The 20,931-nt window shown below is 53.3% G+C and carries 21 protein-coding genes; 6 read left to right on the top strand and 15 right to left on the bottom strand.

Annotated elements, in window-relative coordinates; genetic code table 11:
• Positions 1 to 128: 128 nt before the first annotated feature.
• Entirely contained in the window at positions 129 to 371 is a 243-nt protein-coding gene (locus tag EGK14_RS11915) for a DUF1158 family protein (RefSeq protein ID WP_125289315.1), read from the bottom strand.
• A 373-nt stretch (positions 372 to 744) separates the two neighbouring features.
• Between EGK14_RS11915 and mntP the strand changes: the two genes are divergently transcribed.
• Together mntP and azuC are read left to right on the top strand one after the other, a co-directional pair.
• Positions 745 to 1,311 (top strand): manganese efflux pump MntP, encoded by a 567-nt coding sequence (mntP, locus tag EGK14_RS11920; RefSeq protein ID WP_125289316.1) that lies wholly within the window; start codon positions 745 to 747, stop codon positions 1,309 to 1,311.
• 172 nt (positions 1,312 to 1,483) lie between these two features.
• The gene (gene azuC, locus EGK14_RS21865) at positions 1,484 to 1,561 is read left to right on the top strand and encodes a stress response protein AzuC (RefSeq protein ID WP_370256344.1); all 78 of its coding nucleotides are present in this window, start codon (positions 1,484 to 1,486) and stop codon (positions 1,559 to 1,561) included.
• Between the two features lie 335 nt (positions 1,562 to 1,896).
• Here the strand turns inward: azuC and EGK14_RS11930 are convergent, their stop codons facing one another.
• The 7 genes from EGK14_RS11930 to EGK14_RS11960 form a co-directional block, all read right to left on the bottom strand.
• Positions 1,897 to 2,238, bottom strand: a complete 342-nt coding sequence (locus EGK14_RS11930) for a hypothetical protein (protein ID WP_125289318.1) — start codon at positions 2,236 to 2,238, stop codon at positions 1,897 to 1,899.
• A gap of 138 nt (positions 2,239 to 2,376) precedes the next feature.
• The gene (locus tag EGK14_RS11935; RefSeq protein ID WP_125289319.1) at positions 2,377 to 2,721 is read right to left on the bottom strand and encodes an alpha/beta hydrolase; all 345 of its coding nucleotides are present in this window, start codon (positions 2,719 to 2,721) and stop codon (positions 2,377 to 2,379) included.
• A gap of 304 nt (positions 2,722 to 3,025) precedes the next feature.
• Positions 3,026 to 3,481, bottom strand: coding sequence for an SgcJ/EcaC family oxidoreductase (locus EGK14_RS11940; RefSeq protein WP_125289320.1), 456 nt, complete (start codon positions 3,479 to 3,481; stop codon positions 3,026 to 3,028).
• A gap of 361 nt (positions 3,482 to 3,842) precedes the next feature.
• Positions 3,843 to 4,484 (bottom strand): RpiB/LacA/LacB family sugar-phosphate isomerase, encoded by a 642-nt coding sequence (locus EGK14_RS11945; protein ID WP_125289321.1) that lies wholly within the window; start codon positions 4,482 to 4,484, stop codon positions 3,843 to 3,845.
• Positions 4,485 to 4,526: 42 nt separating this feature from the next.
• On the bottom strand, positions 4,527 to 5,288 hold the full coding sequence (gene kduD / locus EGK14_RS11950) for a 2-dehydro-3-deoxy-D-gluconate 5-dehydrogenase KduD (RefSeq protein WP_125289322.1): 762 nt from the start codon (positions 5,286 to 5,288) through the stop codon (positions 4,527 to 4,529).
• Between the two features lie 13 nt (positions 5,289 to 5,301).
• Positions 5,302 to 6,441 (bottom strand): glycoside hydrolase family 105 protein, encoded by a 1,140-nt coding sequence (locus EGK14_RS11955; RefSeq protein WP_125289323.1) that lies wholly within the window; start codon positions 6,439 to 6,441, stop codon positions 5,302 to 5,304.
• 31 nt (positions 6,442 to 6,472) lie between these two features.
• A complete protein-coding gene (locus EGK14_RS11960) occupies positions 6,473 to 8,059 on the bottom strand; it encodes an MFS transporter (protein WP_125289324.1) in 1,587 nt (528 codons plus the stop codon).
• A gap of 308 nt (positions 8,060 to 8,367) precedes the next feature.
• Between EGK14_RS11960 and adhP the strand changes: the two genes are divergently transcribed.
• The 3 genes from adhP to EGK14_RS21295 all read left to right on the top strand — a co-directional run bounded on the left by adhP (position 8,368) and on the right by EGK14_RS21295 (position 11,301).
• The gene (gene adhP, locus EGK14_RS11965) at positions 8,368 to 9,393 is read left to right on the top strand and encodes an alcohol dehydrogenase AdhP (RefSeq protein ID WP_125289325.1); all 1,026 of its coding nucleotides are present in this window, start codon (positions 8,368 to 8,370) and stop codon (positions 9,391 to 9,393) included.
• A gap of 329 nt (positions 9,394 to 9,722) precedes the next feature.
• Positions 9,723 to 10,733 carry an alpha/beta fold hydrolase gene (locus EGK14_RS11970; protein WP_125289326.1) on the top strand — a complete coding sequence of 337 codons (1,011 nt, stop codon included), beginning with the start codon at positions 9,723 to 9,725 and terminating at the stop codon, positions 10,731 to 10,733.
• Between the two features lie 409 nt (positions 10,734 to 11,142).
• Entirely contained in the window at positions 11,143 to 11,301 is a 159-nt protein-coding gene (locus EGK14_RS21295) for a hypothetical protein (RefSeq protein WP_158616048.1), read from the top strand.
• 9 nt (positions 11,302 to 11,310) lie between these two features.
• Here EGK14_RS21295 and EGK14_RS11975 read toward each other — a convergent pair whose 3' ends face one another.
• Together EGK14_RS11975 and EGK14_RS11980 are read right to left on the bottom strand one after the other, a co-directional pair.
• Entirely contained in the window at positions 11,311 to 12,327 is a 1,017-nt protein-coding gene (locus EGK14_RS11975; protein ID WP_125289327.1) for an ABC transporter substrate-binding protein, read from the bottom strand.
• Positions 12,327 to 14,441: a TonB-dependent siderophore receptor gene (locus EGK14_RS11980; protein ID WP_125289328.1), complete on the bottom strand. Its 2,115-nt coding sequence runs from the start codon at positions 14,439 to 14,441 to the stop codon at positions 12,327 to 12,329. The genes EGK14_RS11975 and EGK14_RS11980 overlap by 1 nt, the downstream gene beginning before the upstream one ends.
• Positions 14,442 to 15,317: 876 nt before the next feature.
• Between EGK14_RS11980 and EGK14_RS11985 the strand changes: the two genes are divergently transcribed.
• Positions 15,318 to 15,914 (top strand): helix-turn-helix transcriptional regulator, encoded by a 597-nt coding sequence (locus tag EGK14_RS11985; RefSeq protein WP_125289329.1) that lies wholly within the window; start codon positions 15,318 to 15,320, stop codon positions 15,912 to 15,914.
• Between the two features lie 58 nt (positions 15,915 to 15,972).
• On the opposite strand, the gene EGK14_RS11990 is transcribed toward EGK14_RS11985, so the two are convergent.
• The 5 genes from EGK14_RS11990 to EGK14_RS12010 form a co-directional block, all read right to left on the bottom strand.
• The gene (locus tag EGK14_RS11990; protein WP_125289330.1) at positions 15,973 to 16,458 is read right to left on the bottom strand and encodes a DcrB-related protein; all 486 of its coding nucleotides are present in this window, start codon (positions 16,456 to 16,458) and stop codon (positions 15,973 to 15,975) included.
• Entirely contained in the window at positions 16,451 to 17,860 is a 1,410-nt protein-coding gene (locus tag EGK14_RS11995; protein WP_233598486.1) for an OmpA family protein, read from the bottom strand. The genes EGK14_RS11990 and EGK14_RS11995 overlap by 8 nt, the downstream gene beginning before the upstream one ends.
• 2 nt (positions 17,861 to 17,862) lie before the next feature.
• Positions 17,863 to 18,447, bottom strand: a complete 585-nt coding sequence (locus tag EGK14_RS12000; RefSeq protein ID WP_158616049.1) for a DotU family type IV/VI secretion system protein — start codon at positions 18,445 to 18,447, stop codon at positions 17,863 to 17,865.
• The gene (locus EGK14_RS12005) at positions 18,444 to 19,775 is read right to left on the bottom strand and encodes a GlcNAc-transferase family protein (protein WP_125289333.1); all 1,332 of its coding nucleotides are present in this window, start codon (positions 19,773 to 19,775) and stop codon (positions 18,444 to 18,446) included. The genes EGK14_RS12000 and EGK14_RS12005 overlap by 4 nt, the downstream gene beginning before the upstream one ends.
• Positions 19,776 to 19,871: 96 nt before the next feature.
• On the bottom strand, positions 19,872 to 20,909 hold the full coding sequence (locus tag EGK14_RS12010; protein WP_233598483.1) for an ImpA family type VI secretion system protein: 1,038 nt from the start codon (positions 20,907 to 20,909) through the stop codon (positions 19,872 to 19,874).
• Between the last annotated feature and the right edge of the window lie 22 nt (positions 20,910 to 20,931).

Here is a 20,931-nt window from a genome sequence, read left to right on the forward strand (position 1 = left end):
GATGATCTTCGGCCACTGAAAAGGAGCAGGCATATAGCCGGGCGCGGTTGGCTGAAGCGGTAAACGAAGCCGGCCGCGCCGTCGTCAACCTGAGCGGGAACCCGCGTGGAGGGCCGGCTTAAGTTTGTTTATACCTTGATAAACCGCAGATAAATAAAGCGAATCACATAGTATTCCAGCGCGCCTAATAGTAAAAACCACAGGCAGAACACCAGCGTATAGAGCTGGCCGACATCACTGAGATGAAACAGCGTGGTCAGGCGGCGCGTCAGCTCGACGCCAAACCAGGGCGCGGGCAGCAGCAGCGCGGAGAGAAAGCCCAGCATCAGCGTGCTCATCGGCATTAAAAAGGTCAGGAAAGGATTGTTCATAGCGGTTCCGTTTCGGTCAGTAACGGCCATTTTCCGGTAAACGGCGTATGGGTTCAACCTTGCGCGCGCGTATGGACTTTTTTCGACGTTTCCTGGCAATTTTTATCGCGCGTAATTCCCCATTGGCTGAAAGGTCGCTCATCATAAGCCGGTAATTCCTTTAGTGTTTTTCCGCCTCTTTTTTGCGCGAAATTAGCATTCGTTAAAAAGTATAGCCAAGGCTATACTTAAACACCTGATTTTATTGTCTTTTTATACGAACGAACGCGTGGTAGGATGCACGCACATTAAGCCTGAGGGGCTTGTTTCTTCAACAAGAACCGTTCTTTTAATGTCTGGGCGATAAGATAACCGCCAGACCGGTATAACCACAATGAACCTATATGCAACCCTTATTCTGGCCTTCGGCATGTCGATGGATGCTTTTGCTGCCGCGATTGGCAAAGGCGCAAGCCTGCAGCGTCCGGGTCTGAGAGAAGCGCTGCGCATCGGCCTGATTTTCGGCGCGATTGAAGCGCTGACGCCACTGATTGGTTGGGGCGTAGGCATTGCGGCCAGCCGCTATGTAATGGCATGGGATCACTGGGTCGCTTTTACGCTGCTGCTGGTGCTTGGCGGCCGCATGATTGTGGAAGGTTTCCGTAAAAAGGACGAAGAGTGCGAAGCGCCGCAGCGTCACGGATTCTGGCTGCTGGCGATGACCGCCGTCGCGACCAGTCTGGATGCCATGGCCGTCGGCGTCGGCCTGGCTTTCCTGCAGGTGAATATTGTGACGACCGCGCTGGCGATTGGCGCATCCACGCTGGTAATGGCTTCGACTGGTATCCTGTTAGGTCGTTTTCTTGGCCCGGTGATGGGCAAGTGGGCAGAGATTTTTGGCGGCGTGGTGCTGATTGGTATTGGCACCAGTATCCTGATTGAGCACCTGGGTATCCTGTAGAGACGCAGACAAAAGATCTGGTTTACCCGGCTCGTTTAGCTTTTGTTTAGGTTCACTTTCGCATAATCCTGCGAATTATGTGATCTGGTTCAAATTTATTTGCCTGAAAAATGCGCTTCTTGTATACTTTTTTTGTGTTCTATCAATAAAAGTTGAATTTCAGGTGCAAAAAATGAAAAGAGTTATCAATTACGTGTTCCGTAGCTACGTTGAAACATTTAAACACGTACCGCCAGGCGCTATGTATTAATGGTTCCGGCCCGAAACCCTCGATAGCCGCGGTCAGGGAAAGACCGGTGGTTATCACCTGCCACCTCGCTAAAACCTTCTTCGCTTAGTCTGCTTTCAACCGTTTTCACCTCGCTAAAACGCGCTTCGCCTGTCCCGCTTTTTAATGGTTTTCGACTCGCTGGCATGCTCTTCGCTTTTCAGGCGCTTCCGGTTTGTTGATGACAATGACCGTTTTGGCTTTTAGCCGCTTTGCTGCGCCTGCGTTTTCTTTTGCCCGGCGGTTTTGATGACGCCACGGAGTCAAAAAGCAGCCGCCGCTGCTGACTGCGTCACAGCCAGCAGGGCGGAAAGCCGTTAATCCTGGCTCTGATACTCGTCCAGCGTAGCGCTCTGACAGGCTTCCATACTCTGGCTGGCCTGCTTCTTCTGGTCTTCGCTCAGATTCATCCATGCAGCAACCACGGTTCTGGCTTCGTCTTCGTCAAAGTCCGGTTTTTCCTGCGCGGAAGGCGACTGGCCGCGCATGTGCAGCGCTTTCAGCTTGGTAATATAGCCATCCGCCGAGTCGGCGGCTTTATCCTGCGTCACCAGCGTACAAAGGTTAGCGATATAGCCCTGGGCCGGATCGTCTGAGTCTGCAGCCTGCGCTGCGCCAGTTACCGCCAGAGCGGCAAGCAGCAGCATTATTTTTTTCATATTTGCTCCTTAACAAGGATTTACGTTCGGCCGGTTCGGCATGGCCCGTTGAGGATAGCGCTTCCGTAGCGGGCCGACGCCGTACGCCTGAAGAGTAAACACTTTAATTCAGAGCCAGGTTCTGTACCAGTCGATCTGCTACACGATGACGTTATCGAAGCGCAGGCCGCTACAGAGATCGTAGCGTTTTGCCCCGCTTCGATATGCAGTTTTTCTCTGCCGCCGCCACGGTATCAAACAACGCAATGCCTGCGGCGGCGGATTGACGCGATCGTTTTCCGCCACCGCGACCCGCGTTGAACAGGAAACCTGGCGAGCGTTCTCTGTCGGCTTGTAGTGCAGCGTTTCCCGCACCGTCAGAAAAGGGATTTTGATATCCATTGCCGGAAACCGATCGAAAAAGGCTTTCGATTGTTCATCGTTCAGGACGCGAGTAATAGTGCCAGACATCTCTTTGCCCGTTGTGGCCTGTTTCGCCGCCATTTTATCCAGCGTGGCAATAAAACCGGTTTTTCTTCCCGGTAGAAATTTTCATAAAAAACGCGCTGTCTTTACGTTGCGGTGGCTGTTTCCACCCGGCAAGGCCGATTCTATCGAGCGGCGACGAATAGCGAAATAGTATTAATAAAAAACCTTTTTTGCTTCATGTTATTAAGACAGATGATAAATGCCGTACGTCGGTTTTCTTTATCTGTGGGTTTTTAATATTTTTATGCAGGGGCTTGATGGGAAGGGCGGGTTTATTCGTTAAAAAGTCTCCACGATTTGAGCCGTGGAGACAGAAACGTTAACCTTCAGGCATGGCGGAGGAATGATGGCTTGAAATAAGCCATTTTTGACCGTCCCATGCGTAGGTGAAGGTATAACGCGCGGCGGCTTTAGAACCATCACCAAAGGTAAAAGTATAGGTGCCGGTATCGATAGCTTTGTTACAGCCGACGCGAATGGTGCGGCTGTCGATATGGCCAACCGGCTTCTTCGCCAGGAATTCTTTAAAATAATCAATGCGCTCTTCATCCGTCAGGCGAACTTTGTTCGACAGCGTTGGCAGCAGCACGGCATCTGACAGGTAGTTCTGCGAAACGGTGGTGGCATCGCCCGTTTTAAGCGAATCGTTCCAGCGGTCAAACATGGAAGCGACTTCCTTTTCCGTCATTTTAACGCAGGAAGTGTTTTCCTGGGCAAAGGCTGCCGAACTGGTAAGCACGCCGGCAATCATCAAACCAATTAATCCAGATTTCATTAGCTCTCTCCGTAGTGTTTATGTTTTTAATAAAGCTAAAATAACAGAAGCTAATAAACGGATATTAAACGTTAGCAGAGATAAAATAAGGCTGTGCCAGTGGGTTGATATAAATCACATCGATAAGCGGCGAATATTGTAAGCGCTGCGTTAATTATTTGATTAGTATTAACGATAATAATAAAAATGAATAACATTGTTTATATTATTCAGGTGTGCTTTTTCAATGCGCTAAGATAAATACTGTGTTAAAGGCAGCTTTTATAGCGAAAATGCGCCGTGTAGGTAAGGAGGGCAGCGCAAACGACAGGAGCCGATAGGGTAAAAAAAGATGGCCAGCCGAAGCCGACCACCAGCGTTTTTATTTCTGTAATAGCTGCTTAACCCAGGCGATGATTTCTGCGTCTTTGCCCTGTTCAAACAGGCATTTCTGGAAGCGTTCGCCGCCAACGGCGGTTTTCACCAGTTCCGGATCGATAGCGCGCAGCGTATCCAGATAGTTATCTTTGATCACCGCGCTTTTTACCTGATTAAGGATACCGGCATTGCGTACCTGCGGCTCTTTACGCTCGGCGGGATAGCCTTCGCCACGGCGGCCGGTAAAGGCTTTTTCAAACATATAGCGCACGTTCAGCTCGGCGCCCCAGCCAAAGCCTTTGGCAAAGGCCAGCGACAGCGCGTTACCGTTATTGATTTGCGCAAACAGAAACGCATCTGCCGGATCGAGACAGTAGCCGCAAACTACGCCGGGATGGATATTTAACGACATCAGCGCGCCCTGACCGGTGCCGCAGCCGGTAACCACAAAGTCCACCGCTTTTGCGTTAAGCAGAATGCTGGCGATGATGCCTAAGTGGATATAGGTCAGATGATGATCGTTTTCGTCGCGCATGCCGACGTTGAACACCGCGTCTTTATTCTGCGCCGCTACGGCCTGTAACTGCTCCAGCACAACGGCGTTTTTCGCTGCCTGGCTGTTTTCCATCATCAGTGCAATATTCATCTTTGTTCTCCAGTATTCAGTCATTGAGAGGCGGATGGCGCATCAGCGCGCCAGCCAGCCGCCATCTACCGCAAGGGTATAGCCGTTGATGTAGTCAGCGGCTTTTGATGCCAGAAAAATCACCGGACCCATTAAATCCTGCGGTGTACCCCAGCGGCCTGCCGGGATACGCGCCAGAATTTCCGCACTGCGCTCTTTATCGCCGCGTAGTTGCTCCGTGTTGTTGGTGACCATATAACCCGGCGCCAGCGCATTGACGTTGATGCCGTGTTTCGCCCACTCGTTGGCCAGCTGGCGCGTCAGCCCCATCACCGCGCTTTTCGATGCGGTATAGGAAGGCACGCGCACGCCGCCCTGGAAAGAGAGCATCGAGGCAATATTGATAATCTTGCCGCCGCTCCCTTGCTTAATGAACTGACGGGCGGCCAGCTGCGATAAAAAGAACAGCGTCTTGATATTAACGTTCATCACGTCATCCCAATCCTGTTCGCTAAAGTTCAGCGCGTCTTCACGGCGGATCAGGCCCGCGTTGTTGACCAGGATATCGATATGCCCCATCTCTGCTACCGCACGTTCCAACAATGATGACAGCCGATCCTGACGTCCGAGGTCGGCTTGCAGGCCGAGAAAGCGTCTTCCCGTTGCGCCGACTTCCGCCGCGGTATCGGTGGGATCGCTGCGATTAATCGCCACGATGTCGCAGCCCGCCTGTGCCAGAGCCACTGCCATACTTTTCCCTAAGCCGGTATTACAACCGGTGACCACAGCCACCTTTCCCTGTAGAGAAAAATCTTCAAGGATCATGCAGTTTCCTCATTTATAAATAGACGTGCAGGTATTCCACCAGACACAGTATCGCCATCGCCTGGCCATAAGGCATGGAGGTCAGCGGTATCTGGCGGTAGAAATCGAGGTCTTTACCCATGCCGGTGCCAAAGGAAACCTGTGTCAGCTCCCCGTCCTTATTGATGCGCGAGATCAAGCCTTTAATCGCTTTTTCCGCCACGGCAATATAGCGAGGATCGGCGCAGCGGCGACGTGCGGCTTTTAACATGCCGAAGGCGAAGCCAGCCGTCGCGGAGGCTTCAAGATAGGAGTCAGGATCGTCCAGCAGCGTATGCCACAGGCCGCTTTCATCCTGACATTTTTCCAGCGCCTCCAGCTGGCGGGAAAGCACCTGTTGCAGATAGCGCCGGGTCGCATCTCCTTCCGGCAGCTCAAGCAGCTCAACGAATTCCGGAATAACGATGGTCAGCCAGCTGTTGCCGCGCGCCCAGCGGGCGTTGGCAAAATTATGGTGGCCATCGAACGTCCAGCCGTGAAACCACAGCCCGGTTTCCTTATCCATCAGATGCTGGATATGCAACATAAACTGATACTTGGCCTCTTCGATATAGTCCGCGCGGTTCAGCAGCTTGCCGATTTTTGCCAGCGGCAGCACGGTCATCATCAGCGTGTCGTCCCATAGCTGCTGATGGTTCTCTTCCGCCAGCGTGATGTGCTGCAAACCCCTCATATCGGTACGCGGCATGTCATGCATAATCCAGTCTGCCCAGCTTTCCAGGTAGGGCAGCCAGCGTGGATCGCGGGTTTCCTCATAGCGGTACGCCAGCGTGAGAAACGGACAAACCGTGTTCACGTTACGGGTGGTCGAACCTTCAGCAAAACGGTCGTTGAACCAGTTATCAATGATGGCTCGCAGCCGATCGTCTCCGGTCTGGCGGTAATATTGATGGATGCCGTACAGGCCGACGCCGTGCGTCCATTCCCATCCTGCCCAGCCTTTGGTGTCAATCACCCGGCCATCATCAAGCCTCAGTAAAAACTCGCCGGTTTCGTCGGTAATATTCACCAGGTTGTCCACCAGTTTATTGATCAGCTGATGCAGCTCCTGGCTGGAGATAAACCTTTCCGGCTGGCGCAGGAGTGGGCTGTGTTTTACTGGGTATACGACCATAATTGCTCTGTCCTCGTGCATCTTAAGTTGACTATGAGTGCGTTAAATTGTCGCCGGGCGCCGCTTTTGTGGCCTCGGCGGGCAGGATGCCAGCCGCTGGCTTGTGCCGATTCAGGTAACCGATGTTGTTATTGCCCCACAGCGATTCGTAAGGCATACCGGCCAGCATTTCGACGGTGGCGCGAGCCTGCGGCGTAATGTTGTCGGGAACGATGCCACCCGCTACGCGCATTTTCTCGGTTTCGTCACGCAGGATTTTGTGCGTGGTTAAATTCAGTTTGAAGCGCAGGGAGATCAGAAAGCCTATGAACAGGACCAGGATCGTGCCGCCGCACAGGATCATCAGGATCGCATGACTAACGTTTTCCGCCTGTTCGGTGCTGCCCGCGACAAAACCGGAAAGCTGCATCAGGATGCCGACCAGCATCACGGCGCCCGCCTGCGAAGCCTTACGCGTCAGGGTCATGATCCCGGCGAAAATGCCTTCGCGACGCTGGCCGGTAATAACCTCATCCACGTCCGCAATGTAGGTGTAGATATTCCACGGCACGTAGTTAATGCCGCCACGGCCCAGGCCTGCGATAGCGGAGATCAGCAGCAGCAGCGAGAAGACATCGCTCATGCCGCTGTAATAGAGCACGCCGTAGGAAAGCGTACTGAGTGCAAACAGCGCTACCACAATGCGATAGGCGGGTGCTGGCCCAATACGGATACAGAGCGGGATCATGCCGATCACAGCGACAAACTGGAGGATCGCCATCGTACCCATCAGGTTGGAAGCCACGGTGGCCTGCTGCATCAGCACAAACACCACGTAGTAGGTAAACACGGCGTTAAAAACGTCCTGCGCGATATAGCCACCCAGATACATGCCCAGATGCTGACGGAAGATACGGATGCGCAGCGTAGAAAACAGTTCTATTTTCAGGCGGCTAAGGCTCTGTCCCAGCGTCAGTTTCTGCTGCTCTGCCGCCAGCGCGGCGGCGGATTTTTTCTCGGCCGGGCGCTCCCAGGTATAGCGATAAACCAGCGTCAGCACGATGGCGCACAGCACGGAAAAGACCAGGCTGGAATAGAAGAAAGAGAGTGGATTATCCTTGCCGAAATAAGACAGCAGGATGCCCGGCAGGAAAGCGGCCAGAATAGCGGAAAGCTGTGCCAGCGCGATGCGTGCGCCGGAGAATTTGGTTTTCTCTTTAAAGTCGTCGGTCATCTCCGGCACCAGGGTTTCGTAAGGCACCAGAATCGAGGTGTAAACCACTTCAAAAAAGAGATAGGTCAGCAGGTAGTAGACGTAGGTCATATCGCCGACCCACATCAGGCTATAGCTGAAGACAAGGGGAATGCCCAGAAGAATAAAAAATTTACGGCGACCGAAACGTTTGCCAGGGCGGGTAGAGCCGAAGTGATCGGTCAGATAGCCCATCAGCGGGCTGACCACGCCATCCACAATGCGCGCCATGGCAAAAATAGAGGTGGCTTCAATAGGGCTGAGGCCGCAGAAGGTCGTGTAAAAGTAAAGTAGCCAGGCAGATGTTAATGCCATCGTGCCGGCACCAAGAAAATCCCCTGATCCATAGGCGAGATAATTAAGCGTTCCTGGTTTACGTATTGTCATAATGTTCATCCTGAGTAACCAACATGCACAGCCCGGCTGTATGTCGGGAGAAGAAGTACGTTAGAGTTATGACGTCCAGAAAACCTTTGCGATTTTGCCAGCCGACCTAAGGCAGTGGCGAAGAAAAGAAGATAGCGGCGGGTGGCTTCACTAATTTAATAAAATGGCGTTTCAATTTTATTGAATTGGCCGTTCAGGCTTTGCCAGGTAAGTTTTGTTACGATCTATGGCTGATTTTGTGACTTTAAATAAAAGTTAGCGGTGGAAATGTTTATATAGTTAAAAATCCAACCGAAGAGGAAAGCACAATGAAAGCTGCCGTGGTCAATAAGAATCATACCGTCGATATCGTTGAGAAAAAGCTGCGCGCGCTGGCGCATGGCGAAGCACTGTTAAAAATGGAATGCTGTGGCGTTTGCCACACGGATCTGCACGTTAAAAATGGGGATTTTGGCGATCGTACTGGCGTGGTGCTTGGCCATGAAGGCGTTGGCGTCGTCAGCGAGGTCGGGCCTGGCGTCACCTCATTGAAGGTGGGCGACAGGGCCAGCGTTGCGTGGTTTTATAAAGGCTGCGGCCACTGTGAATACTGCACGACCGGCAATGAAACGCTGTGCCGCAACGTATTGAACGCCGGTTTTACCGCAGACGGCGGCATGGCGGAAGCGTGTATCGTGGTAGCAGACTACGCGGTAAAAGTGCCGGACGGGCTGGATCCGGCAGCGGCCAGCAGCGTGACCTGCGCGGGCGTCACCACCTATAAAGCGGTAAAGGTTTCCGGCATTCAGCCAGGCAAGTGGCTGGCAATTTACGGGCTGGGTGGGCTGGGCAATCTGGCGCTGCAATATGCCAAAAATGTGTTTAATGCCAAAGTGATCGCCGTCGACGTAAACGATGCGCAGCTGGCTTTCGCCAAAGAAATGGGCGCCGACTTAGTTATCAACTCGCTGAAGGAAGATGCGGCGAAGATCATTCAGGAACAAACGGGCGGCGCGCATGCGGCAGTGGTGACGGCAGTGGCCAAAGCGGCATTTAATTCGGCGGTAGACGCCATGCGTGCCGGTGGCCGTATCGTGGCCGTTGGCCTGCCGCCGGAATCGATGAGTCTGAATATCCCACGTCTCGTTCTGGACGGTATTCAGGTGGTCGGCTCGCTGGTGGGCACGCGTGAAGATCTGGCCGAGGCCTTTCAGTTCGCGGCAGAGGGAAAAGTGGTGCCGAAAGTCACCAAACGTTCTCTTGAGGAAATTAATGAAATTTTCGACGAAATGCTGGAAGGGAAAATCAAAGGCCGTATGGTGATTGATTTTACTGCCGAAACCCAGGCTGGCTAAGGGCGACTTGCCTGTGGAAATGGCTTAACCGCTTATTTCCACAGGCAAATATTTACAAAACCTGTCAGGCGCTCATAAAGAAGCTCGACCGTGCTGGCGCTTCCGGCTCCAGTCTGCAACAGAGGCTTAACCACAGCAGTGAGACGAGCCAACCCGCGTTGTTTAACATTTGTTTTCCCTTTGCACACATGGTAACAAATTAACTTTACTCACCCGCTGAGAATTCGCCACAGGCGTAGCTCTTTTTGCTAATCGCTGCGGCGTTATACGGCACAGGGCCGTACCCAAACGTGCTGATTTCGCTTTGAACGTTAATGAGGAGAGTTAATGTGTTAACAAAGGCTAAGATATGGCTGACGGCGGGCGCGCTGCTGGCCTGTAGCGCGGCTGCTGCCGACAACACGCCGCGATATGGCGTGGAGCTTCAGGGCTTCGATTTCAACTATCCGATTGAAAAGTTTAATTTTTCATCACAGCAGCAGCCGCTTTCTATGGGCTATATTGACGTGCGGCCTACAGGGAAAGCGAACGGGCGGACGGTAGTGCTGATGCACGGCAAAAACTTCTGCGGCGTGACCTGGCAGGATGCTATAGAGGCGCTGCGCCATGCGGGCTATCGGGTAATTGCGCCGGATCAGATCGGCTTTTGTACCTCAACCAAGCCTGCTTACTATCAATACAGTTTCCAGCAGCTGGCGTTAAACACGCACCGGCTGCTCGCCAGCCTGCATATTGATAAGATCGCGCTGGTCGGCCATTCAACCGGCGGGATGCTGGCTACACGCTATGCGTTAATGTACCCACAGCAGGTCGAAAAGCTGACGTTGGTTAACCCCATCGGGCTGGAGGACTGGAAGGCAAAGGGCGTGCCCTGGCGCAGCGTGGATGACTGGTATCAGCGGGAGCTGAACACCAGCGCGGAGAGCATCAAGGCCTATGAGCAGAAAACCTATTACAGCGGCCAGTGGAAGCCGGAATACGATCGCTGGGTCACTATGCTGGCGGGGCTGAATAACGGGCCAGGCCACAAGCTGGTTGCCTGGAATTCCGCGCTGCTCTACGACATGATATTTACCCAGCCGGTTTATTATGAATTTAAAAATCTGACTGTTCCCACGACGTTGCTGATTGGCACGGCAGACACCACCGCTATTGGCAGCGATATCGCACCGCCGGACGTGAAAGCGAAAACAGGACATTATAACGAACTGGGCAAAGAGGCAGCGAAACTGATCCCTCATGCCAGGCTGATCGAATTCAAAGGAATGGGACATGCGCCGCAGATGGAAGATGCCGCCATGTTTAACCGTACGCTTATTGACGATCTGAACAAGCTCTGACGGCAGCAGCGCAGGCAGGAGCCTGCGCTGGCCGACTGCTCCGCATGGCGCCGGGTGCCTCCCGGTGAGTCAGAAAAGCCATAACCTGACCCGCTATTTGCCACATGGTTTGCTGACTGGCTTAGCCCCGCCGCTTAGGGGGATCCGCCATACAGGAAAAAGCATAAATTTATCAGCATCAACCAAACCGAAACGCCCGCGCATTGCTTGCCGAATAAATAATAGTTAACGAGACGCTTTCCAGTGTTAATAGCTGATTAAAATAATTGCCGTTCACGCTATATTAATAATATTATTTTTATCGTCGTTGTAAATTTACTATTAATTAAGAGAGATTATTCAGCGCGTTATCGCTATGTTGATGCTGTCGTTTATATTCTTTCTTCAGGGAATTTACTCTGAAGATAATATGAAGAAATATAGCGTTCTGGTCTGTTGTTTACTGCTGTGCGGCTGCATGGGGCACCGTCATGCTCAGCAACGGACGGCGGCTCTTAATGCGATTGCAGACTGTTCCAGCCACGATGATGAAATCGACTGTAGCTGGAACGTGCCCGATAAGCCGTAACGACCGTGCTTATGCCGGCCCCTGCGCGTGCAGTATGCGCAGGGCCTGCTCCACCGTTAGCGGATAATCGAAGAAGCGGCGATAAAAATCCTGCGTTGCCTTTATCATATCAAGCTGCGGGAAAAGCTCGGGATGCAGAAGCTTTGCCGCCCACTGAATTTGCAGCCCGGCTTCCGTGCCGTAACGATCCCAGGGAAAGACGCCTGCCGGATTTTGCCAGACCTGATGGCGTTTTACCGCCCGCAGATTGGCAAACAGCGCCGCATAGTCTGAATCGGCCAGCTTTCCGGCCCCCGCACCGATAATGATGATATCCGGCTGCCAGAAAAGCACGTTTTCCGGCGAGGTTTCTTTCATATTGCCGTTTACTTTCGCCGCCACATTGCGGCCGCCAGCCAGGCGGATCCAGGTATCGATCAGCGTGTTGCGTCCGTCAACCTTCAGCGGATGCAGGGACTGAATATGTAAAACGCCAGGCCGCTGGTTACTGCTTAGTCCTGCGGTTTTCGCCTGTATAGCGGCAATCCGGGCATCGAGCCAGGCGTTATAGGCTCGTGCTCGCCGTCGCGCCTGCGCCGTGCCAACAACCTCGGCCGTCGTCAGCAGCGAGCGCTGCATGGAAGGAAAATCATCAAAGCGCATGACCAGCGTCGGCAGCCCGGCCCGACGGTAAGCGTCGGCATCCGCATCTTCTGCCGCTACAAATACTGTATCGACCTGTGCTGCCAGCAGCGCCTCGCTGTTAAACGTGCGGCCATGAACCGACAGCGCCTGATGCAGCGACGGCGCTATTTTAAACATCCAGGGGCGATCGCTGGCATGATTGACGGTCGCCACGATGCGCTCGCCCGCGCCCAGCGTCATCAGCAGCGAATGATGCGCATACCAGCCGTCGGCGATCCGTCGGGCCTGCTGCGGCACCTCGACCTTGTTGCCGGCATCGTCAATAACGCTCCGGGCGCAAACCGTTGGCGCTAAAATCAGGCCGAGAACCGCCAGCAGCGGCGTAATCAGGTGTTTTATCATCAGAACCTCAACTGTAGCGAAAGCTGCGCCATGCGCGGTTCGCCCAGCCGGGCGCTGGCGTAGCCCGCGCCGCTGTAGCCGTTCAGGCCGCCGGGCACGATATTCGTCCAGTAATGGCGATTAGTCAGGTTAGTGATATCCAGACGAAAAGTAGTTTCCGTATTGAAGAGCCGCGTCGTATAGCTGCTGCCGATATCGAACGTTGTATAGCTTCCTGTCCAGCTGTCGTTGGCGTTATCGGTACTGCGGCGTCCAACATAGTGCATGCCGCCATGAATATCGGTGCTGCGTAGAAAAGGTAAATCGTAAGCGGCGAACAGGCTGGCCGTATAGCGAGCGAGGCCCACTATCTGCTTGTCGCTCGTGGCGGGACTGGCGGTATCGCGCAGGCGTGGATCGAGCCAGGTCATGCCGCCATACAGATGCAGCCTGTCGGTAACGTTGCCGTCGGCCATCAGCTCCAGCCCCCGGTTGCGCTGGCTGCCGCCCACGGCATAGTCGCCGCTGGCTTTGGCATAAGCGAAAGGGCGGTCAATCTGGAACAGTGCTGCGGTCAGCAGCAGTTTATCAATCGCCAGCTTGCTGCCCACTTCCCGCTGTTTGCTGCGATAAGGCGCCAGGATGCTGCCCGCGTTGGTGGCGCCGCCCGGCGCGGTATCGCCCTGTTGCAGGCTGTCTGCCCAGCTCATATAGAGCGTCAGCGGATCGACAGGCTTAAACATCAGGCTGGCCGATCCGCTAAAGCCGCTGTTATCCGAATGGCTGCTGCGGCTGCCGGTTTTTGCATAGTTAGCGGAAGTCAGGAAGCTTTCGCTACCGGCCAGCAGCAGGCTCCACTGCGGTGAGAAGGTCAGCGTATCGCTAAGTAAAAAGGCCTGCTGCGTGGCGGTAGCCGAATGGTAGCGATGGGTGAAATCCGGATAGTCCGGTTCGGCAAAGGATTGCGGCTCGTCGAGCGAGGCGCTTCCCAGCGTGCTGGTGGTGCCGTTCAGCGGATTATAATTTTTCCAGACAAAGCCGCGCAGGCCGGTGGAAAGCTGATGATGTAGCCAGCCCGTTTCCAGCTCGCCGTTCAGGTTCGCCATATAGCTGTTAATGGTAAAGCGGCTGGCTGTAGAAGAGGACGTAGTGGTTTTATAGTTATCGGCGCGGTCGGTAAAAGTATTCGTGACCGCTGTCGATTCACGATCGGCAATCTGCCGCAGCACGCCCAGTTCGCCTTGCCAGTTCCCGTCAAAATCGTGCTTCAGATGTATGCTGGCCGTCAGCGTATGGTTATCGCTACCGGCATAGTATTGTCCCAGATACCTCTTTTTGGGATCCGGCGCGGCGGGGAAAGAGAGGCCACTGCCCAGCGCAAATTTGCCCGGCAGCCCTTTTTCATAATAGTGGTAATAGCTGAAATTGCTTTCTAACGTCGTGCGATCGGTTAGCGTTGCGTCCAGCCCCAGAATGAACAGCTGACGGCGCTTTTTACTGCCGTGCGCGAAGCCGTCACCCTCGTCATCCAGAAAATTAGCGCGATAGCGCAGGCGGTCGTTGTCGTCCAGCGGGCCGCTGAAGTCGCCGGAAACCAGGCGGCTGAGGCCGGTGCCGGCGCCAAAGGTAAGGCTATGCTGTGCGGTATCGGTGGGGCGCTTCGCCACAAAGTTAAAGATCCCGGCTGGATTTGCCGGCCCGTACAGCGAGCCGCCGAGTCCGTTCAGAACTTCCAGACGATCAAATTGCTCGGCAGCGTAATCGGTCGTCGAGACGACATTCAGGCCGTCAATCATGGCGTTCTGTACCACGCTGCCCTGCATTCCACGCGTTTGCGGGCGGGCGCCGTCACCCTGCACGGAAGGCATGTAGCGATAGATATCCGTGATGCTTTTTAACTGCTGGTGCTTCATCAGCGTGGGGGAGACTTCCTGCACGGACCAGGGCGTATTGCGGATCTCCTGCTTGCCCAGGTTACCCAGCGTGACCTGCCTGTCGGGCGCAGCCGCTTCGCTATGCGGCGCGGCGGCTACAGTGAGGGTTCCTTCCTGAGCCGCGGCCTGAGCCTGAATGCCTGTCGAAATCAGTACGCAGAGCGCGCGCTTAATGATGCGCGGCGGTGGGGTTATCGTCATTTGTTATACCTTGCCGGTCGAAAAGCAGCATCAGGGCTGCCTGAATGCTGGCGTCTGTAAAGTTCGCACGAAAGATAGCATAGCGGTATATATGAAATTATATAGCGAGTGCGTTTTGGGTGAGATTGACACCTGCTGCTGACGAATTGCTGATAAGCTATAAGTAGTGAGGGTTGCAGGCGTTTTTCATTATATCGTCTTGCCGAAATGAGGGCCTCGCCGGGCGGGCTGACGGGCAGAAAACCTGTACGATAAAAGGTAAAGCGGCGATGCCTGCAAAAAGGGGCTTCCGCCCGTACCGGCCAGCTAATATACCTTCAGGTACTTTATCGTCAGACAAACGCCGTTCCTGGCTGTTGTGCCTGCTCTAAAGTTTGATAAAATAGCGAGTTACTGATAATGTTCAGTAATAAAAAGCAGGCAGCGGGGTCGAGGGATTTCTTCAGGAACATTTAGCGTTCATGGTATTTGATTGTTTTTGTATAAAATAATTCTATATCAGTTTACTATAGGATCAATAAGATAAAGTAACCCACACGAGATTATCGGAACAGAAAAATGATGTGTTTCGGTAAGGTTTTTTTTCGGTTTCACCGCTCGTGCGGAAACTATTAAGATCTTATAGGCTATTTTAGTCTTTAATAATACTTGTTATTTTAATGTTGTTTGGATTCCACTCGGTTTTCGTATCGAAAATTTTTTGCGTAAGGATGAACGCACGATATCGGCGGCTAAACCGTCACTTATGTCTCTCATTTATTTAAAATCTATACTGGAGTTAAACTCCTTCATCACAGCATATTAATGTTGTGAATAACCTGCGTGACCGTATAAAACAGAAACTCATTGCGTAATTTATATTCAGGATGAAATATTATGCTAAAGATAATCGTTGCCAGTGATAACATATATTACCGAAAAGGCGTTGAATCACTGATTATGAGTGCAGGAAAAACCCTCAGGAATGGATTGTTTGAGGTGTATTCAGAAACAAGTAACCTGATAACGAAAGAAGCCGATATCGTGTTCAGAGACATTATGATAAGCATATTTTTTTATACACGCGAAACGATTTCCGGCAAGGGCCAGACGGAATATTACCAGACAGCGCTACACATTCCCTTTATCTGTCGTGGAGATAACATACCGCAAATTACCGGAAAGATTAGAAAAATAATGCTGATAGCAAGTACAAATGCGGCTAACTTTACCAGCCGTGAAAATTATAAGATAACCGGCCTGAAGGAGTTTATGCAGCTCTCCTCTACAGAAAGCAAGGTTATGCTGATGGTCGGCCAGGGCTATGACACGGAAAATATATCCAGGATGCTGGGACGGTCAAAAAAAACTGTCAGTACCCATTGCCGCAACGCTATCAGAAAAATGGGTATGCTTAACCGGGTCGAATTTTACAAATATGCCTCTTTTGTCGCTAAGGCTGGTAATAAAAAAGGCAATACGCTCTGCCTGTAGCACCCTAATACGGCCCGCCGGTAAGCGGGCCGTATTAAAGCCGCATCCCGGCTGTTCTTTATTGACCGTCGGCTATTGATACGGTTTCCGGATTGAAGCTGTTAATGATTTGAACATAATGTTTCCGTTGGAAATCATTAAAGTCCGTTGAGGAAGCCAGCGTAAAAACGATCAGATTTAGCCTGCCAGGATTGATCACGGGATGCCAGGGTAGCTCGACGGTAGACTGCACCTGTTTAACCGGCCGTCCATTCTCCAAAAAAGAGTTGGCCGTCTGGATCACCGGCAACTTAGCCGGGCCGATTTCGTTCTTCAGCATTTTCCCCTCGCTTTTATAGCCGGGCAGGCTGTTAGTCATAAAATTGATTTGCGTTTCACAAAACGCTTCCAGCGTTTGCCCCTCCTTTTTAAATGACCGATTAATCAGGATTGTATATTCGTTCGCTTCCGGATCGCGAAAACGCAGGACGTTAATACTTTGATCGTAAAAGGGCGCCTCGGTCAGAAAAGAGCCTTCATACATGACGTAGCTTTTTTTATTCATAGTCCACCTGTTTTATATTTGCTGTATCCGGCAATGGGATTACTTCCACACGCCTGTTTCTTTCCCGGCCTTCCCCGGTCTGATTACTGGCAACGGGCAGGGTGTCGCCCATTCCTTTAATCACAAATCTGTCCGGCGAGACTTCTGCGTGGCTGGTCAGCCAGTCACGAACTGCCTCCGCCCTGCGTATTGAGAGCTGATAATTGGTTTCAGGGCTGCCGGTATTGTCGGAATGTCCTACGATGGCAAAAGTCGTTTGGGCGTTGTTTTGGATTAGCGGCAGCAGCCAGGCCAGATTTTTACTGCTGTCCGGCCTGAGCGTGGCGCTTCCTCTGGCAAACAGCGCTACAGAGCCTGAAGCCATAAAAACCGGCGACGGATTGTAGTTTTGCAGGGCATCACTGACGCGTTCGGCCATTTGTCCACAGCGTGAAAATCGCCATAGCCGACTAAACCAGGCGTCGCGACAGTGAATCAGCTGCTGTTTCTGGTCGCGTAGCCGTTGATAAACCGCTCTTTTTTTCTGCAGCTGCCTCTCTTCCGTTTGCCGGAAATCGGCCAGCGTACGGGTCGCCGCGTCGATGCTTCTGGCCTCAAGCCAGGTAGAACCGATCAGCAGCATTGCCAGCAGTAGCGCAGAACACACCGGTAACCAGCGCCAGGAAAATCCCGGGCGCTGCCGATCGGGCTGATAAGGCGTGACCGGATCGGTGATGGCAGGCAAGTCGGGCAGCATGATGCCCGGAGAGAGTCCGGGACAGAGTCCGAACTTCTGCTGCAGCCACTGTGCCCAGGCGCCATGACGGGTAAAACCATTGCCGTTATCGGCCAGCAGAACGGCGCTTAGCCGCAGCGAAGAACCACAGAACAAGGCCTGTAACGCTTTGGCTATCCCCGAACTTTCCAGCCACAGGCGCAGCGCGTCCATCATGGCGTAACGGTAGATTGAGTGACAGCTGAGCGGCTCAGGAAGGGCGAGTAGTTTTTCCAGCTCGCGTGCGAGGGTGGTCTCGCTTGTTTTGCTGAGGTCATACTTCCCGGACCATTTCGCCTGTCCGGCCTGGCTTTCATGGCTCAGACGGGCATAGAGAGCCAGCACGCAGGGCAGCGCCTCCTGCTGATGTAACGAAGATTGCCATGCGGCGATTTGCGCCATCGCCTGCGCAGCGGTTTCCTCACCGTCCGGAAAAAAAGGGAAAAAAGCATAGAGGCGGCGTTTTTTCGCTTTCAGCCGCCCCACTATTTCCGGCAGCGCTTCCGCTTCCGACACGACGATCCAATTTATCTGCTCGTCTTCCTGCTCTGGCTGCCGGTCAGAAAACCATTTTGCGGCATAAGGGCCGATAATAAGGATGGCGGGCGCGGCGGCGGCTGACTGATTGTTTAACAACGAGATCTGCATAGTCAAAGCGCCTCCAGCCAGGCAGAACAAAATAGCCAGAGCGCGATCAGAAGCAGGCTCAGCAGGATAAGCTGCAGCGGCAGATAAAAACGAGCCGGCGAGCGCGTCGGCAGGGTATCCGGGGTAGCCAACTCTTTTTCTGTCTGGCAAACGGCGGCCGGCTGAGGCGCAGACAGTGAAAGCAGACTGGCGTGGTTCCTGCTGGTAAAGGCTGAAACAAGAAACAATTGCTGGGCGTAGGTGAAAATTTGGCCCTGACCTTCAGCCAGCAGCGGTTCCAGCCTGCCGCTCAACGTGTCTGGCCCGCCTGCATAGCCGTAAAAATAGTGCGTCAGCGAATAGCGGTCCCAGGCGATATTATCGGCACGAAGGCGTAGCGCGACTCGCCGATCCAGATAACAGCAGAGCGCATGGCACAGCTCATCGATAAGCTGTTCGCATTCACCTTCGGCAATCAGCGCTTTGCTGAACCGATCGATAAGCGTGATCAGCGTTAACTGTAATTCCGGCAGGGAAGGAATAATGCCGTCAAAAGAAATCAGGGCATCAACGCAGATCAGGCGATAGTAGAGCGTTTCGCTTTTCACCAGGCTTTCTCCACGACCTTACTCCATCCTTCACTATCGTCATAAGCGCTAAAACGTATCGCGGCGGGCGTGAACATGATCGAAAAAGCTACGTCCAGAGCGATGGCGATCTCCTCGCCGTTGTGTTCGGCCAGGCATTCTTTTATATCCTCTCCCGACAGAATTTTTTTATAAATCAGATTGTTGGCATTGCTATAAACACCAATATGCAAGCAGGTGATATCGGCCAGCGGCGAGGGAAACTCTTCCTGCGTCAACCCAATAGTTTTTTGCTGATGGCTATTTAATCTTTCCCGCCAGTTGCCATAGGGCGGCGGAAACCAGGCGACACGTTCCGTTCCCAGCACTTCCGGCAGCACGGCAAGTTTGGTAAATGAGATGCCCAGCGCAGCCTCGAACTCAGCCAGCGTACGCCTGCTGCCCAGACCATAGCGGCCCATATCGGTCGGTTCAGCCTGTTCCATACCCAGCAGCGTTCTGACTCTTTTTTTCGACAAGCTGTCTCTTTCATGCCAGGCACGATCTACGGAACCGGAATTCTTCGCCTCGTCATCATGATCGCCCCAAATTCGACTGGCTTCTTCCCTGACGTAAAAATGCCACAGCACTATTTTATGTGGATGCCAGACGTCATAACCGTGGGTAAAGGCCCGGGCCGCCATCGCTATCTCTTCGCCCTCAAAGAAGATCTGCGGATCGTTCGGCACCTCCTTTACGAAACGGCCTTCGGCGAAAATAAAGCCGCCCGCCAGATAGCTCCCTCTGACTGGCGCCGCTTGTTGAAAATCAACCGAAGTGAGCTGCACTATTTTGTCACTGGAAAAGCCTCTGAAAACCAGGCGGAATATCGCCTGGGTTTTTTCCTGTTCTTTGCCCGGCACATAGCCCGGAGGGTAGGAGGAGAGCACCGGCTTTCTACTTTGCGCCTTCAGCTCTTCCAGCATGGCTGTCATTTCTCTGTCCCAGCCCTCGACAAAGCGGCAGTGGGAATCAATTTGCAGCACATACTCTTCCTCGCGATAAAGCGTTTCACACTGGTTTCTGGCCCAGCAGGCGCCTTTACTGAAGAAATAGTGCAGGGAAATCATCTGGATTTCCGTCTCCAGATAACGCCAGGTCAGAAGGTCATACTCCGCTGTCGATTCTGCCGAGCAGAGTGTCATGCCGGCCTGCTGAAAGCGCTGGCGATCGCCGTCATCCTGCCAGCAGACGGCCACGGCAAGCCTGTAGCATCCGGAGGCCTTTTCAATTAAATCCCGGAGCGTCGGGATCAGTTCCGGATCGCGATAGCTGGCGATGCTGATAAAAATGGCTGGTTTCCTTTCCATAGAGCCGCCTTATGATGTGACGTTGATAAACCCTTTGATCGCACAATGCCGCCAGATTTGCCGGGCGCGGCTGGCTGCCGCAGCCGGCGGGCTACGCTATTCTTTGTCGCTATCGAGCCTGTCGATAATTTCCGGCGGCAGCATTTTTACCAGCTGAGAAAAGCTTTTCCCCACCGTCTTCTCCGCGTACTGAAGCAGCAGGATCGCCGGGCTGCCGGGTTCCATTCGGGTAAACCAAAGCCGCAGCTCCTGTAGCCTGAGCAGCGCATCGGCGCGGCTGGCGATACCGGTCTGGCGGGGTATAATCAGGGGGGCGCTGGCGGCTTCGTTTTCTGCCGGCGTTTCTGCCTGAACCGGCTGTTCTACGGTTTCTTCTGCGACAAAAGAAACGGCTGGCAACGGCGGCGAAACCGTATTTTCCTGACTGATAAACAGCCCCAGAACGGCGCCTAAGCGCGCAAAATCCGGGGCTTCGTCGCCCAACGAGGTCTTCAGGATGGTGCGAAGTTCCATCAGGCAGGCGTGTGCTTTTTGCAGTGAGAGGATTGTTTGATCCTGACGCGCCTGCCATTCGAGTAGCAAAGCTGCCGCCGTCGCTTCGGGCAGCGCGCCCTCTTCACGCGGCGTGGCGTGGGCTTTTTCAAAATCTTTTATGGCAATTTGCAGACCTGCCGCTTTCGGCAGAGGCAGCTGACGAAAATCGGCAAGCAGCCCGTTGATATCATCCAGCTCCGACAGAGCGTTAGCCCGCATAGCCGGATCGAACTCGCCTTCTTCCGTCAGCTGCGGATAAAGATCCGTGGGGAAAGCGGTCAGTAAGTCACGTAATATCAGTAGCCCTTCATGCAGCGCCGCCATGCCGATTTGTCTGATGCGGCAGCGCATCAGCGCCACCACCAGCCGGATATCGCGGCTTCGTTGCAGCAGCGCCTGACAGTCGCGCTCAATCTCCGCCCAGTTCACCGGCTCGGCAGCCTCGACGAAACTGCCGTACTCGGCGTCCAGCCTTGGCTGAAGCCTGGCCTGCAGCATAATAAAAGCGGCGTCATATTCCAGATTTTCACCACAGGGCCGATCGCCGGGCACCGGCTGTAACAGATCCCGATAGTAATGATGCTTGTTGCTTTCCGTCACGATGTTGTCCTTTCTATCGCGT

It is taken from the genome of Erwinia sp. 198 (assembly GCF_003937915.1).
GTDB classification, from domain to species: Bacteria; Pseudomonadota; Gammaproteobacteria; order Enterobacterales; family Enterobacteriaceae; genus Erwinia; species Erwinia aeris.

Coding starts and splice junctions, on each gene's coding strand:
- EGK14_RS12005 (WP_125289333.1), bottom strand. CDS start 19,775: ATGGAAAGGAAACCAGCCATTTTTATCAGCATCGCCAGCTATCGCGAT.
- EGK14_RS11990 (WP_125289330.1), bottom strand. CDS start 16,458: ATGAATAAAAAAAGCTACGTCATGTATGAAGGCTCTTTTCTGACCGAG.
- EGK14_RS11930 (WP_125289318.1), bottom strand. CDS start 2,238: ATGAAAAAAATAATGCTGCTGCTTGCCGCTCTGGCGGTAACTGGCGCA.
- EGK14_RS21295 (WP_158616048.1), top strand. CDS start 11,143: ATGAAGAAATATAGCGTTCTGGTCTGTTGTTTACTGCTGTGCGGCTGC.
- EGK14_RS11975 (WP_125289327.1), bottom strand. CDS start 12,327: ATGATAAAACACCTGATTACGCCGCTGCTGGCGGTTCTCGGCCTGATT.
- EGK14_RS11955 (WP_125289323.1), bottom strand. CDS start 6,441: ATGGTCGTATACCCAGTAAAACACAGCCCACTCCTGCGCCAGCCGGAA.
- EGK14_RS11935 (WP_125289319.1), bottom strand. CDS start 2,721: ATGGCGGCGAAACAGGCCACAACGGGCAAAGAGATGTCTGGCACTATT.
- EGK14_RS11960 (WP_125289324.1), bottom strand. CDS start 8,059: ATGACAATACGTAAACCAGGAACGCTTAATTATCTCGCCTATGGATCA.
- EGK14_RS11915 (WP_125289315.1), bottom strand. CDS start 371: ATGAACAATCCTTTCCTGACCTTTTTAATGCCGATGAGCACGCTGATG.
- EGK14_RS11995 (WP_233598486.1), bottom strand. CDS start 17,860: ATGCAGATCTCGTTGTTAAACAATCAGTCAGCCGCCGCCGCGCCCGCC.
- azuC (WP_370256344.1), top strand. CDS start 1,484: ATGAAAAGAGTTATCAATTACGTGTTCCGTAGCTACGTTGAAACATTT.
- adhP (WP_125289325.1), top strand. CDS start 8,368: ATGAAAGCTGCCGTGGTCAATAAGAATCATACCGTCGATATCGTTGAG.
- EGK14_RS11945 (WP_125289321.1), bottom strand. CDS start 4,484: ATGAATATTGCACTGATGATGGAAAACAGCCAGGCAGCGAAAAACGCC.
- EGK14_RS11985 (WP_125289329.1), top strand. CDS start 15,318: ATGCTAAAGATAATCGTTGCCAGTGATAACATATATTACCGAAAAGGC.
- EGK14_RS11940 (WP_125289320.1), bottom strand. CDS start 3,481: ATGAAATCTGGATTAATTGGTTTGATGATTGCCGGCGTGCTTACCAGT.
- kduD (WP_125289322.1), bottom strand. CDS start 5,288: ATGATCCTTGAAGATTTTTCTCTACAGGGAAAGGTGGCTGTGGTCACC.
- EGK14_RS11980 (WP_125289328.1), bottom strand. CDS start 14,441: ATGACGATAACCCCACCGCCGCGCATCATTAAGCGCGCGCTCTGCGTA.
- mntP (WP_125289316.1), top strand. CDS start 745: ATGAACCTATATGCAACCCTTATTCTGGCCTTCGGCATGTCGATGGAT.